Here is a 14,512-nt window from a genome sequence, read left to right on the forward strand (position 1 = left end):
TTTTCTAAAATATGTCAATAGTCTAATCGGAAGATTCAAGCACATTCATCGTATAGGAAAATAGAAAGTCATTAAAAATGATAGCGCTTTCTAAAAAATAGAATTGAAGTCACCGAATCAAAAATAAAATGGGGAATTCAGTCGAAAGAAAGGGTACTATGATGCAAATACGAATAGTTCTTTTGGTCTAATTTGTTGTTTCGTAAAAGCGCAGTCAGCATACATATAGCAAGCGGTTCGCTATACAATCGGGACTTTTGAAAAGCACTAGCTCTTTCTTGACACGATTTCTCATCATGTTACGATAACTAACGTGTGAAAAACACGAACAAAAAGCGAACAAGGGAGAGGATCCATATCATTGATCAAAAGAAAGTTGCTTTCATTGGAGCAGGTTCTATGGCGGAAGGAATGATTGCAGGGATTGTGCGATCAGGACAGATGCCGCTAGGCCAAATTTACGCAACAAACAGACAAAATCAACATCGATTGAATGAACTAACGAAACGATACGGAATACAAACAGCCACAATGGATTCTTTTCCTTTTGAAGAAATGGATATGTTGATCCTGGCCATGAAGCCAAAGGATGCTGAAACAGCACTTGAATCGTTAAAACCTCATATTCAGAGAGACCAGCTGATCATGTCTGTCCTTGCAGGCGTTAAGCAATCATATATTGAAGATATGCTGCATGAAGGGCAGCCTGTTATGAGGGTGATGCCCAATACGTCAAGTACGATCGGGGCTTCAGCGACCGCTTTATGTGCTGGACGTTATGTGAAAGACGACCATATCAGCATGAGTCAGGCTCTTTTATCTGAAATGGGCGAAGTCTATACCATTCAGGAAGAGCAAATGGATATTTTCACTGGAATTGCCGGAAGCGGCCCAGCCTATTTTTATTTCTTAATGGAGAGAATCGAAGAAGCGGGAGAAGAAGCAGGTTTATCTAAGGAATTGTCTCGCCAAATCGGTACGCAGACACTTCTCGGTGCAGCGAAAATGCTGCAAGAAACAGAAGAAGACCCTTCTACTCTAAGAGAGAAAATTACGTCACCAAATGGAACAACGGCTGCTGGATTGAATGCATTAGATGATTTTGGCGGTGGAGAAGCGATCAAGCAGGCCGTCAAACATGCTGCTAATCGATCAAAAGAGATCAGCAATCAGCAAAAACAAAAAGTATCTATATAAATAGAGCTCAGGTACAGGAGTGATAAGGTGTACGCAGATAAAGAGAGAAAACGAATTGTTGTGAAAATCGGAAGCAGCTCTCTTACTAGCTTTCAAGGGGAGATTAGTTTAAAAAAACTAGAAAACCTCGTCAATCAAATTGTGAAACTCAAAGATGCAGGACACGAAGTCATTTTGGTTTCATCTGGTGCGGTTGCAGCTGGTTACCGAAAACTAGGATTTATCGATAGACCCAAAACACTGCCGGAAAAACAGGCATCTGCCTCAATTGGGCAAGGCCTTTTAATGGAATCATATTCTACTTTATTTTTATCACACGGTTATATTGCCTCACAGCTTTTAATCACAAGAAGTGATTTTTCCGATGAAACACGCTATCAAAATGTGCGCAACACGATGAATGTGTTATTAGACCGAGGCATCATCCCAATTATTAATGAAAATGACACAGTGACGATCAATCGGCTGAAGTTCGGAGATAACGATACATTGTCTGCAAAAGTAGCTGGATTGATTGATGCGGATTTCCTTGCCATTTTATCTGATATTGATGGCTTGTATGAAGATAACCCGCATACAAACCCAAATGCGAAGAGAATTCTTGAAGTCACAGACATCACAGAAGACATCGAAGCAGCGGCTGGAGATGCAGGCAGCAGTGTGGGTACAGGCGGAATGAAATCAAAGCTCGATGCGTTTAAAATTTCCATGGCCGCTGGCATCAATGGCTTTTTAGGAAAAGCGGATACGCCTCACATTTTAGATAAAGCGATCAATGGGACAGAGGACGGCACTTATTTTACGGCTGATGAAAATTTAGCTCCGCTGAATTACAAGAAGCAGTGGATTGCCTTTCATTCTGGACCAAAAGGCGAGATCGTTGTTCAAAAAAAATCACAGGAGCACCTCATGCACCGCGAGAAATGCCTTGATTCCGATGGCATTGTCAATGTAAAGGGTTCGTTTAAAAAAGGCGATGTCGTCCGTATTTTAGATCAAGATGGAAGAGAAATAGGGCTTGGTATTGTGAATTATCCATCTGATGAACTTGCACTGAGCAGTGACTCGTTACAGGATGAAGTGGTTCATGTCGTCGATCTTGAAGCGTTTGTTTGTCATTTAGATTTATCGATACCAGTTTGCTAACCAAAAGGGAGGAATTTCATGACACTGACAGCTGAAGTTGTCACATCGGTCAAAGAAAAAGCAAAAAAAGCAAAGCACGTTTCAAAAAAACTAGGTTTACTTCATACAGAGGATAAAAACGAGGCGCTGCTTAAACTAGCAGAAGCGTTAGAACAAAAAAGCACCTTCATTTTACAGGAGAACCAAAAGGATGTAGATGCCGGGAAGGAAAAGGGCTTCTCAGAGGCACTCTTGGATCGTTTAATGTTAAATGAAGAAAGAATTCATGAGTTTGCTGAAAGTTTGCGGCTTGTGACGAGATTAACAGATCCTGTTGGAGAAATATTGGATGAATGGACTCTTGAAAACGGCTTGCACGTGAAAAGCCGAAGAGTACCGCTCGGCGTGATCGGGATGATCTATGAAGCGAGACCGAACGTCACTGTCGATGCAGCAGGGCTTGCCCTCAAGGCAGGTAACGCAGTGATTTTAAAAGGCGGTTCCTCCGCTATTTCTTCCAACAAAGCCATTGTCCGTGTCATTCATGAAGCATTGGATCAAACAAAGATCCCGCGTGATGCGGTGCAATTGATTGAACAAACAGACCGTTCATCGGTTCAAGCGATGTTCCATCTGAAAGATTGGATCGATGTCTTAATTCCGCGAGGGGGAGCTTCTTTAATCAAAACAGTGGTTGAACAATCCACCATTCCAGTCCTTGAAACAGGGACAGGAAACTGCCATGTCTTTATTGATCAAACAGCCAATGTAAAAAAAGCCATTGAGATTGTCATCAATGCAAAAACGAATCGTCCGGCTGTATGTAATGCACTTGAGACGCTGATCATCCATCGTGATTGGCTGAAAGAGAATGCTGCATCATTGAATGAAGCTCTGCTGGAGCACCATGTCACTGTACATGGTGACGAGGCAGCACTGTCTCATTTTTCAAACGCCATTCCTGCTGAGGAAGTGGACTGGGCAGATGAGTATTTAAGTCTTGATCTTGCAGTAAAGGTAGTCGATTCAATCGAGGAAGCCATACACCATATTGATCAGTACGGTACAAAACATTCAGAAGCCATCGTGACAGAAGATGAAAAGCAGGCACTCACGTTTTTAAACGCAGTCGATGCGGCGGCGGTTTATCATAACGCATCTACCCGCTTTACAGACGGCGGCGCACTTGGATACGGGGCTGAAATTGGCATCTCCACTCAAAAACTGCATGCAAGAGGTCCAATGGGACTTCCTGCACTCACGACAACGAAGCTGCTTCTATCTGGCGATGGCCAGATTAGAGGCTAGAAGAGATTCAAAAAACACTACCTTTTTTATGGGGTAGTGTTTTTTAGTGTATGATGCATATATTTATTTGCTAGAGCAAGTTTTCTTCATAACTTTCTCAAATTTAAAGAATTCAAATTCCTCAGGTGCTGAAAGCTCATTTTCTTGATCATCTGCATGAGGTTCGTTCGGATCTGGATGTTTCATGTGATAAAATTCAACAATTTGAAAGCCGCACTTATTGACATAAAAATGAATGTTGCGTTTTTCAAAATACGGGGTCACAACCTCCCATACCATCGTTTCTGGATATTGCGCCTCGATGGCTTTCCATGCTGCCTGACCAATGCCTTTTCCGTGTGAGGATGAAGAGATGTATAATAGGTCAACTGAGTTGTGATGGGTCTCTTTGTTGATTTTAATGACAACTCCGCCTGCCTTTTCACCATTTAGCTTAATATGATAAACAATGTGTTCATTTGATTGAAAAGATTCATCAATCACTTCATCTGGAGGAATCGGTCCATCATGCGCATCGCCAAATGCATCGATCACGCCAGCTGTAAAAGCTTTCTGCAGCTCTTTTTTCATAAAAGGGAAATCCTCTTTATTTGCAATTTCTAATGTCACTTCATGTTGAGTTATGTTGTTCATGTTTTTATCCTTTCCCAGCGTAGTGGTGGTTCTGCATGTTATCATGATAAAGGGTGGAGTAACTCCATAGTCAAGAGAGGAGCCTTAATCATGATCAATGATGTGCAAAAAACGTTTTTCACTGGAGAATTTGCCAAGCTATTTGATGTAAAAAAAGATACCCTGTTTTATTACGATAAAATTGATTTATTTAAGCCAGCTGGTGTCCATGAAAATGGGTACCGTTACTATACACTCGAGCAATTTGATCATTTTATAGCGATTCAATCCCTTCGAGCTGTTCAATTTCCGATAAAAGAGTTAAAACAATATTTTACAGAGCCTTCCCGCGAAAGGCTTCAAAGCCTAGCAGCCGAACAAATAGAAAAGGTCAAACAAGAGATTGAAAAACTTCAAGATATCCAGTCTTTTCTTATGCGGGTGATGGAGACGACGCAAGAACTATCATCTATAAAAATAGGAGAGGTTCTGTTTCAAGAGATGCCAGAAGAACCTGTTGTATTAAGTGCATCGAACCCAATTGACATGAATACATCCGTAGAAGAAATATCACGTATTGTTGGAAAATTTCTAAAGGGAATTGGTATAAAAGGTGCTGCGGCAAATGGTGCTGTCTTAAAAAAGGAGCAGTTTCTTCAGCGTCACTATCATCAGTCAGATCAGCTGTTTTGCCGAATGGAAGCGCCAGGAGCAGTTAAAAAACCTGCGGGCCTCTATGCTGTGATGTATGATCAAGGATCATATGAGGAGATTGAGTCTGCTTATTCGCGCTTGTTAGATGAAATCGAGAAAGAGGAAATGATGCTGGATGGAGATGTATTTGAGGAGTATTTGCTTCATTCACTCATGTCTAAAGATGAAGCAGAGTATATAACGAAACTCAGTGTAAAAGTGAAAAAGCGAGCTGATTAACAAAAAAGAGGATAGACCGCATGGGCGCGTGTCTATCCTCTCTTTATATTTAACCCACTTGATTCTCCGAAAATTGGCTCATATATAAGTCTGCATAAAAGCCTTTTTGTTTCAAGAGTTCACTGTGCGTTCCTTTTTCAATGATGGTGCCATCTTTCATGACTAGAATAAGGTCTGCATCCTTGATCGTCGACAGCCTGTGTGCAATGACGAAGCTCGTTCTGCCTTTCATCAATTCATTCATCGCTTTTTGAATGTGCATCTCTGTCCGTGTATCCACACTGCTCGTCGCTTCATCTAATATCAAGATCTTTGGATCAGATAAAATCGCACGGGCGATGGTTAACAGCTGGCGCTGACCTTGGGACAGATTGCCGGCATCTTCTGTTAAGAGTGTGTCATATCCGTCTGGTAGTGTGCGGATGAAGTCATCAGCATAAGCATGTTTGGCGGCTTTGATGACATCCTCTTTTGAGACGTTCTGCCTGCCATAGGCAATATTGTCGTGAATCGTTCCTTCAAAAAGCCACGTATCCTGAAGAACCATCGCAAATAAGTCGCGTACTTGCTGACGGCTGAGGTCAGTTGTTTTGACGCCGCCGATGCGGATAGAGCCTTGATCTAATTCATAGAAACGCATTAAAAGATTGATGATGGTTGTTTTTCCAGCGCCTGTTGGCCCGACAATAGCAACCGTTTGTCCTTCTTTTACATCTAAAGTCAAATCTTTAATAATCGGATGGTCTTTTTCATACCCAAATTGAACTTGTTCAAAGCTCACATCGCCTGAAAGTGATTCAAGATCAATTGCTGCATCTTCCTCGGCACTTTCTTCTTCCTCATCGAGGATTTCAAATACCCTTTCAGCAGAAGCAATCGCTGATTGAACCAAGTTGGCGACGCTTGATGCCTGCACGAGCGGTTGAGACATTTGCTGCGTGTATTGGATAAACGCCTGCACATCTCCGACACGAATATTCCCATTAATGACAAGAATACCGCCGGCTACACTGACTGCCACATAGCCAAGGTTCCCGATAAACGTCATCAATGGCATCATTAAACCAGAAATGAACTGCGCTTTCCTTGATGATTCATACAGCTGTTCGTTTAATTGATCAAACGTATCAATCGCTTTCTTTTCGTAGCCATACGCACGAACCGTTTGATGCCCTGAGAACATTTCATTAATATGTCCGTTGATCATCCCGAGCTCTTTTTGCTGCGCTTTAAAATGCTTTTGAGAAAATGACGTAATGCCGCGAATCGCAAACAGGCTGAGCGGCAGCGTTAAACAAACAAGCAAGGTCAATAGCGGACTAATCAATAGCATCATGACGACAATCCCAATGACCGTAATGACAGATGTAATCACTTGGGTGAGTGCCTGCTGAAGCGATGTATTAATATTATCGATATCATTCATCACACGGCTCAGCGTGTCCCCATGGGTTGTTTTATCAAAATACCGAAGGGGGAGACGTGTGAGCTTGTCATTTGCTTCTTGCCGTAATTCAGCAATGGTCTGTTGGGAGACACCCGCCATCACATATTGCTGAACGAATGAAAAGAGAGAGGCAATGACATATAGCGCGACAAGCAGTAATAAAATACGTGAAATGACATCAAATTGAACAGCTGTTCCTTGAGTAAAGCTGTCAAACAGGGAAGAGGTGGCATCCCCTAGCAGCTTTGGACTAATGACGTTAAAGACGGTTGAACCGACCGCTGCAATGAAGACAATGATCAATTGAATTTTCCTCGGTTTTAAATAACCAATCAAACGAAGCAGTGTTTTCTTAAATTCCTTCGGTTTTGTGACAGGTCCTCTAGGGTGGCCGCCTTTATGGCCCATGCCGGAAGACATTTTCTTACTCATCCTCGCTCCACCTCCTGACCTTCCTGGGATGCAACAATCTCTTGATAGACAAGATTGTCCTTCAGTAATTGTTCATGTGTTCCGATACCTGCGATTTTCCCATCATCTAGTACGATGATTTTATCACTATGCTTCACTGTGCTGATTCTTTGCGCCACAATGATGAGGGCTGCATGCGCTTTTTCAGCTTCTAATGATGCCCGAAGCTTCGCATCTGTTTTGTAATCAAGTGCTGAGAAACTATCGTCAAACAGATAGAATGACGGCTTTCTCACTAGCGCTCTTGCAATAGAAAGACGCTGCTTTTGACCGCCAGATAGATTCGATCCACCCTGGTCAATTTCCGCATTGATTCCGCCATCTTTTTGCAAAACAAATTCTTCTGCCTGCGCCGTTCGCAGCGCTTGCCAGACGTCCTCATCGCTTGCATCCTGCCTGCCAAAACGCACATTATCGGCAATGGTGCCGCTAAATAAAACCGCTTTTTGAGAGACATAGCCCATCTGGCTTCTTAGTTTCTCCTGAGGCAGCTCTCTAATGTCTACACCATCTAGTGTAATCCGGCCATCTGTTGCTTCATAAAAGCGTGTCATCAGCTGGAGAAGAGTGGTTTTCCCAGAACCTGTACTTCCGATAATAGCTGTCGTTTCGCCAGTTTTGGCTTCAAACGTAATGTCTTGAACTGCCGGTTTCTCAGCATTTGAGTAATAAAATGACACATCTTCAAAACGAATGGATTGGGCTGGCGCGCGCAGGTCAATAACAGTTCCTTCATTGTCTTTAATCTTCGGTTCCATGTTTAACACTTCGTTCATGCGTTTAGCTGATGCTTGTGCTCTTGGAACCATAATAAAGCTCATCGACAGCATAATAAGTGCCATTAAAATCATCATCGCATATTGAATGAAAGCAATGAGATTCCCAACTTCCATCTCTCCGGCATCAATTCGGTTTGCACCTAGCCAGACAATGCCGATATTCGTGAAGTTCATGATGATCAGCATAAATGGAAACAAGTAAGCCATTAATCGGTTGACTCTAAGGCCAGTATCCTTGTAGGATGTGTTGGCTTCTTGAAAACGCTCCTTTTCATCATCTACACGGTTAAAAGCACGAATGACCCGGATGCCTGAAAGAGATTCTCGCATAATTAAATTCAGCCGGTCTGTTTTCTTCTGAAGCTGGCCGAATAATGGAATGGCTTTTCTCGATACCAAATAGATAAATCCGCCAAGAAGGGGAAGAGCTGCTAAAAAAATGAGAGACAGGACAGCATCTCGGGATACAGCCAAAATAATTCCGCCCACAAGCATGAGCGGTGCTCTCGTCATCATTTGTAAAATCATGATCGTGACATCTTGGACTTGTTTCACATCATTTGTTGATCTTGTAATAAAGGAAGACGTCCCGATCCTTTGAAATTCTTCTAGTGAAAATTGTTCGACATGCACAAACAGCTGTCTTCTCATATCACGCCCGAAGCCAAGTGCAGTCTTTGATGACAAGTAAGACTTCCAGATCGTGAGCAAGATGGCAAGTAAAGAACAGGCCACCATCCAGCCGCCAACCTTCCATATGTAAGCAATATCTCCTTGGACGATTCCGACATCGACGATATCTGCCGTAAGCGTCGGTAAATACAGCTGGAGCATGCTGCTTAAAAAGGTGAGGATAACAATGGACACAACGGACAGCCGATACGGCTTTAAAAACGATAAAATTGATTTCATACGAATACCTTTCTTCCATATAGTGTGTTGTTCTGTAACCCATCATATACAAAGAGGGATTATTTCCACAAATGAAATGTCCTGTTTTAATAAATTATTTATATTGTTCAATTTTAGAAAAGAAATCCTTCACAAACACATAAAAATCATGGGCAGAAGGAGACATTTCTCGTGACTTAGACGCAATAATTCCAACAGTTCTTCTCACTTGCGGAAAATCGATCGGAATTTTCGCTGTAAATCGCGGTGTGGTTTCATAAAAGGCGCTTTCGGGTAATAAGGTAACGCCCATACCCGCTGATACAAGACCTTTAATGGCGTCTAAATCCTCTCCTTCAGATGAAATGGTTGGCTTATAGCCTGCCTGCTTGCAAGCATCAACTGCAATTTGTCTCAGCACATACCCTTCAGGAAATAACACGAAATGATCCTTTCTTAAATCACTTAAATGAATACTCTTTTGTCCGCTAAAGGGGTGGCTAACCGGCAAAAGGGCATAAATGCTTTCTGAAAACAAAATATTTCCTTCTATTTGAGGATCGTTTGTCGGTACGGGTCCTAAAAAGGCGAGATCAATATCCCGATTTTTTACAGCTTCAATGAGAAATTTATATGATCCTTGACGAAGTAAAAAATCGACCTCTGGATATTCCTGCTTAAAGGCGGAAATGACTGAAGGAAGCACTTGGCTTGCTAGACTTGTAGGAAAGCCGATATTCACCGTTCCTTTGTGCGGATCTAAGTATTCATCAATTTGCTCTTTCGCATAATCAATGGCTTTTAGTGCCGTTCTGACATGATCTAAAAATTGTCTGCCGATTTTCGTTAATTTGATATTTCGGCCTTCTCGTTCGAATAAGGCCACTCCAAGTTCTTCTTCTAAATTCGCAATCTGCCGGCTGATAGCAGATTGGGCGACATGTAAGTTTTCAGCCGCTTCTGACACGTGCTCACGGTCTGCGACTTCTACAAAATAACGCAACTGACGAAGCTCCATTTTTACACTTCACACCCATCTATCTCAAAAAGAGATTGTTTTCATCTAAATTATATATTGTTTATATTAATTTGAAAACTTAAAATAAGTTACAGAGTTTGTGAGATTTTATGACTGTGAAAAAACGGATCTTTTAAACGGGGGAGAGAAACGATGACTTATAATCAACTACCACAACCACAAGGTCTCTACCGTCCTGAATTTGAACATGATGCATGTGGAATCGGACTGTACGCTCATTTAAAAGGGGAAGCGACACACAGCATCGTCAAAAAGGGATTACAAATGCTTTGCCAGCTTGATCACCGCGGCGGGCAAGGCAGTGATCCGTATACAGGTGATGGTGCCGGCTTAATGGTACAGCTGCCAGACGCTTTCTTTAGAAAAAGCTGCAAAGACTTTGCACTTCCTGAAAAGGGCCGTTACGGGGTAGGAATGGTCTTCTTTTCAAAAGAGGATGACGAGAAAACGCGTCAAGCCATCGAGCAAAAAATCAACGGATTCATTAAACAAGAAGGTCAAACATTAATTGGCTGGAGAACAGTCCCTGTCGATGCCGGGAAAATTGGTACTGTCGCAGCGAAGAGCTGTCCGGTTGTGAGGCAAGTCTTTATTGGGGCAAACGACAACATCACAGATCGTTTGTCATTTGAAAGAAAATTATATGTCATTCGTAAGCAGGCTGAGAACTGGGGAACAGCAGAGGAAAAGCAATTTTACTTTGTCAGCTTGTCGAGTCAAACCATTGTATACAAGGGGCTTTTAACATCAGATCAAGTCGATGCTTTTTATCTTGATCTTCAGGATGAAACATTTGTTTCTGCATTTTCACTTGTTCATTCAAGATTTAGTACAAATACATTTCCTACATGGGAAAGAGCCCATCCAAACCGTTACTTGATTCACAACGGTGAAATCAACACATTAAGAGGAAACATCAATTGGATGAGAGCAAGAGAACAACAATTCGTATCTGAAGCTTTCGGAGACGATTTAGACAAGATTTTGCCAGTGCTGAATGCAGACGGAAGTGATTCATCCATTCTAGACAATGCCTTTGAATTCTTTGTGCTTGCAGGCCGTACACCTGCTCATACAGCCATGATGCTGATTCCAGAGCCTTGGACTGAAAACACGCACATGTCAAAAGAGAAACGGGCATTTTATGAATACCATAGTTCTCTCATGGAGCCGTGGGATGGACCAACAGCCATTTCCTTTACAGATGGTAAACAAATCGGTGCCATCTTAGACCGAAACGGATTAAGACCGGCAAGATATTACGTCACAAATGATGATCATATCATTTTCTCTTCTGAGGTCGGCGTGATCGACACAAATGAAGAGGATGTCAAATACAAAGACCGTCTTGAGCCGGGCAAAATGCTGTTAATCGATTTAGAAGAAGGACGAATTATTTCTGACGAAGAAGTGAAATCCACGATTGCGAATGAACTTCCTTATCAAAAATGGCTTGATGAAGAAATGGTTCATGTCAATCGCTCGGAAGAAAATTCAGAAAATTCTAGTATAATGGATGATTTATTGACTCGTCAGCGTGCGTTCCATTATACGTACGAAGACATTCAAAAATATTTAATTCCTTTACTAGAAGAAGGTAAGGACCCAATCGGTTCAATGGGAAGCGACACACCGCTTGCTGTGTTATCAGATCGTGCGCAGTCTCTGTTTCATTATTTCAAGCAGTTGTTTGCACAGGTGACGAACCCGCCGATTGATGCCATTCGTGAGCAGCTTGTGACATCAACCATGACTTGGTTAGGTGCTGAAGGAGATATTCTACATCCGAATGAATATTCATGCCGAAGAATTAAACTTTATACACCGGTCTTAACGAGTGGACAATTTAACGGCTTGAAAACGATTGTTCATAATGCCTTTAAAAGCAAAACGATTCATACTCTATTCACCGATGATTTAAAGCGCGGATTGGATGCGATGTTTGAAGAGGCGGAAAAAGCGATCCGCGAAGGCGTATCTTTATTAATCCTTTCAGATCGTGAAATGACAGACCAAAAAGTGCCGATTCCACCGCTTCTAGCGCTCAGTGCACTGCATCAGCATCTTGTACGCCAAGGCTTACGGACAAAGGTTAGTCTGATCGTTGAATCTGGAGAAGTCAGAGAGGTCCATCATTTTGCTGCACTGATTGGCTACGGAGCAGATGCGGTCCATCCTTATCTTGTGTATGAAACGTACAAACAGTTGATTGCAGAAGAAGCGATCTCTTTCAGCTTTGATGAAGCGGTCACAAAGTTTGGTAAAAGCGTGACCGAAGGTGTCGTCAAAGTCATGTCTAAAGTGGGAATTTCCACTGTGCAAAGCTATAGAGGAGCGCAAATCTTTGAAGCCGTCGGCATTAGTGAAGACGTCATTCAGGCGTATTTCACGGGAACAGCTTCTCAGCTTGGCGGGATCGATCTTGAGACCATTGCACATGAGGCAAAACTCCGTCATGAAACAGGGTATCAGGCAGCGACTGACCAAACACTCGAATCAGGCAGTGATTTCCAGTGGAGAAAAAATGGAGAGCACCATGCCTTTAATCCAAAAACGATCCATACGCTTCAGTGGGCATGCCGCAATGAAGATTACGATCTATTTAAGCAATATACAAAGGCAGCGGACGAAGAAAGAATCGGCTTCCTTAGAAATTTATTTTCTTTCCAGCCAAAACAAAAACCAGTTCGTCTGGAAGAAGTTGAATCTGCTGAATCCATCGTGCGCCGATTCAAGACAGGTGCCATGTCATTTGGATCTTTAAGTAAAGAAGCGCACGAAGCGCTTGCGATTGCCATGAACCGAATTGGCGGTAAAAGTAACAGCGGAGAAGGCGGAGAAGATCCTGCACGCTTTACAGTTGATGAACGCGGCGATGATCGCAGAAGTGCGATTAAACAAATTGCTTCCGGCCGCTTTGGCGTAAAGAGTCATTATTTGGTCAATGCAGATGAACTCCAAATTAAAATGGCGCAGGGAGCAAAACCTGGAGAAGGCGGACAGCTGCCAGGAAATAAAGTATACCCTTGGGTTGCCGATGTACGTGGCTCTACACCAGGCGTCGGATTGATTTCACCACCGCCGCATCATGATATTTATTCCATCGAGGATTTGGCGCAGCTGATCCATGATTTGAAAAACGCGAACCGTGATGCCCGCATCAGCGTCAAGCTTGTGTCTAAAGCCGGCGTTGGGACGATTGCAGCAGGTGTAGCAAAAGGGACGGCGGATGTCATTGTAATCAGTGGATACGATGGCGGCACAGGAGCTTCGCCGAAAACGAGTATTAAACACACAGGACTTCCTTGGGAGCTCGGTTTGGCAGAAGCACATCAAACCCTTGTGTTAAATGGTCTTCGCGAGAGAGTCGTTCTTGAAACGGACGGCAAGTTAATGACTGGACGCGATGTTGTCATGGCTGCGATTTTAGGAGCAGAAGAATACGGCTTTGCGACAGCTCCACTTGTCGTATTGGGCTGTGTGATGATGAGAGCATGTCATTTAGATACTTGCCCAGTCGGCGTCGCTACACAGAATCCAGAGCTTCGCAAAAAATTCATGGGGAACCCTGATCACATTGTGAATTTCATGATGTTTATTGCAGAGGAAGTAAGAGAAATCTTAGCGGAACTTGGCTTTACATCAATGGATGAATTAATTGGACGCACGGATGTTCTAGGAGTCAGTGAACGAGCAAAAGCACACTGGAAAGCAGGGCAGCTAGACCTTGAAACACTGCTTTATCAGCCAGAAGGAGCTCGTACATTCAGAACACCGCAAAATCATAAAATTGATGAATCACTGGATATGAATGAAATCCTCCCTTATGTACAGGAAGCGCTGAATCATCAAACACCGGTTGATCTATCATTGAATATTCGCAATATCAATCGTGTGGCCGGAACCATTACTGGAAGTGAAGTGTCTAAGCGCTACGGGGAAGAAGGCTTGCCAGAGGATACGATCACACTAAGGTTCACTGGTTCCGCAGGACAAAGCTTCGGCGCATTTGTGCCAAAGGGCATGTCTCTCTATTTAACAGGTGATTCAAATGACTATATCGGCAAAGGACTCTCTGGAGGCAAAATTGCGGTCAAAACCTCTGATCACTTTGTACAAAATGGACATGAAAACGTCATTGTCGGAAACGTCGCATTCTACGGAGCGACAAGCGGAAAAGCCTTTATTAACGGTCGTGCAGGTGAGCGCTTTGCCGTTCGTAATTCAGGTGTGCATGTGGTCGTTGAAGGAATCGGTGATCACGGCTGTGAATACATGACTGGCGGACGTGTCGTCATTTTAGGAGACGTCGGAAAAAACTTCGGCGCAGGCATGTCTGGCGGCGTAGCTTACGTCCATACATCCGATGCGAAACAGTTCAAAAGAATGTGCAACATGGAAATGATCATGTTTGAAAAGCTCACAGATCATGAAGAAGAACAAGAAGTGAAACAGCTGATTAAAGAGCACCTTCATTATACAAACAGCTCAAAAGCGTCAGCACTTCTCGAAAACTGGGCGCAAGAAAAGGATCAATTCATCAAGGTTATTCCGAGAAATTACAAAATGATGCTTCAAAGCATTGAAGAACAAAAACAAGCGGGCCTCAGTCATGAAGAAGCTGTCATGTTCGCCTTTGAAGCAAACACTAAACCGAAAAATCAAGAAACGGCAAACGGGCAAAAAGCAGCCCTCGCTCATTAAGAAAGG

At 42.9% G+C, this 14,512-nt stretch carries 9 protein-coding genes; 5 read left to right on the forward strand and 4 right to left on the reverse strand.

Going from position 1 to position 14,512, the window contains the following annotated elements; all coding sequences use genetic code 11:
- Positions 1 to 399 precede the first annotated feature (399 nt).
- The 3 genes from proC to C6Y01_RS00460 are packed head-to-tail and all read left to right on the forward strand — an operon-like array spanning position 400 to position 3,630.
- Positions 400 to 1,197: a pyrroline-5-carboxylate reductase gene (proC, locus tag C6Y01_RS00450; RefSeq protein WP_370876239.1), complete on the forward strand. Its 798-nt coding sequence runs from the start codon at positions 400 to 402 to the stop codon at positions 1,195 to 1,197.
- A 27-nt stretch (positions 1,198 to 1,224) separates the two neighbouring features.
- Positions 1,225 to 2,343 (forward strand): glutamate 5-kinase, encoded by a 1,119-nt coding sequence (gene proB, locus C6Y01_RS00455; protein ID WP_095285271.1) that lies wholly within the window; start codon positions 1,225 to 1,227, stop codon positions 2,341 to 2,343.
- An 18-nt stretch (positions 2,344 to 2,361) separates the two neighbouring features.
- Complete coding sequence (locus tag C6Y01_RS00460; RefSeq protein ID WP_095285270.1) at positions 2,362 to 3,630, forward strand: glutamate-5-semialdehyde dehydrogenase; 1,269 nt, start codon at positions 2,362 to 2,364, stop codon at positions 3,628 to 3,630.
- Between the two features lie 63 nt (positions 3,631 to 3,693).
- On the opposite strand, the gene C6Y01_RS00465 is transcribed toward C6Y01_RS00460, so the two are convergent.
- Complete coding sequence (locus tag C6Y01_RS00465; protein ID WP_106037688.1) at positions 3,694 to 4,263, reverse strand: GNAT family N-acetyltransferase; 570 nt, start codon at positions 4,261 to 4,263, stop codon at positions 3,694 to 3,696.
- 90 nt (positions 4,264 to 4,353) lie between these two features.
- Here C6Y01_RS00465 and C6Y01_RS00470 point away from each other — a divergent pair, with 90 nt between their 5' ends.
- A complete protein-coding gene (locus tag C6Y01_RS00470; protein ID WP_095285268.1) occupies positions 4,354 to 5,175 on the forward strand; it encodes a MerR family transcriptional regulator in 822 nt (273 codons plus the stop codon).
- A 49-nt stretch (positions 5,176 to 5,224) separates the two neighbouring features.
- Here C6Y01_RS00470 and C6Y01_RS00475 read toward each other — a convergent pair whose 3' ends face one another.
- From C6Y01_RS00475 to gltC, 3 genes are all read right to left on the reverse strand, one after another.
- On the reverse strand, positions 5,225 to 7,054 hold the full coding sequence (locus C6Y01_RS00475; protein WP_034660888.1) for an ABC transporter ATP-binding protein: 1,830 nt from the start codon (positions 7,052 to 7,054) through the stop codon (positions 5,225 to 5,227).
- Positions 7,051 to 8,784: an ABC transporter ATP-binding protein gene (locus C6Y01_RS00480; protein ID WP_034660887.1), complete on the reverse strand. Its 1,734-nt coding sequence runs from the start codon at positions 8,782 to 8,784 to the stop codon at positions 7,051 to 7,053. Before C6Y01_RS00480 ends, C6Y01_RS00475 begins: the two co-directional genes overlap by 4 nt.
- 94 nt (positions 8,785 to 8,878) lie before the next feature.
- On the reverse strand, positions 8,879 to 9,781 hold the full coding sequence (gene gltC / locus C6Y01_RS00485) for a glutamate biosynthesis transcriptional regulator GltC (RefSeq protein WP_034660886.1): 903 nt from the start codon (positions 9,779 to 9,781) through the stop codon (positions 8,879 to 8,881).
- A gap of 153 nt (positions 9,782 to 9,934) precedes the next feature.
- On the opposite strand from gltC, the gene gltB reads away from it, so the two are divergent.
- Positions 9,935 to 14,506 carry a glutamate synthase large subunit gene (gene gltB / locus C6Y01_RS00490; RefSeq protein ID WP_106037689.1) on the forward strand — a complete coding sequence of 1,524 codons (4,572 nt, stop codon included), beginning with the start codon at positions 9,935 to 9,937 and terminating at the stop codon, positions 14,504 to 14,506.
- Positions 14,507 to 14,512: the final 6 nt, after the last annotated feature.

Source organism: Bacillus sp. NMCC46, assembly GCF_002998465.1.
GTDB lineage: Bacteria > Bacillota > Bacilli > Bacillales > Bacillaceae > Bacillus.

Excerpts from the sequence above, each read along its gene's own strand:
- gltC (WP_034660886.1), bottom strand. The coding sequence starts at position 9,781 with ATGGAGCTTCGTCAGTTGCGTTATTTTGTAGAAGTCGCAGACCGTGAG.
- proC (WP_370876239.1), top strand. The coding sequence starts at position 400 with ATGGCGGAAGGAATGATTGCAGGGATTGTGCGATCAGGACAGATGCCG.
- C6Y01_RS00460 (WP_095285270.1), top strand. The coding sequence starts at position 2,362 with ATGACACTGACAGCTGAAGTTGTCACATCGGTCAAAGAAAAAGCAAAA.
- C6Y01_RS00465 (WP_106037688.1), bottom strand. The coding sequence starts at position 4,263 with ATGAACAACATAACTCAACATGAAGTGACATTAGAAATTGCAAATAAA.
- gltB (WP_106037689.1), top strand. The coding sequence starts at position 9,935 with ATGACTTATAATCAACTACCACAACCACAAGGTCTCTACCGTCCTGAA.
- C6Y01_RS00470 (WP_095285268.1), top strand. The coding sequence starts at position 4,354 with ATGATCAATGATGTGCAAAAAACGTTTTTCACTGGAGAATTTGCCAAG.
- C6Y01_RS00480 (WP_034660887.1), bottom strand. The coding sequence starts at position 8,784 with ATGAAATCAATTTTATCGTTTTTAAAGCCGTATCGGCTGTCCGTTGTG.
- C6Y01_RS00475 (WP_034660888.1), bottom strand. The coding sequence starts at position 7,054 with ATGAGTAAGAAAATGTCTTCCGGCATGGGCCATAAAGGCGGCCACCCT.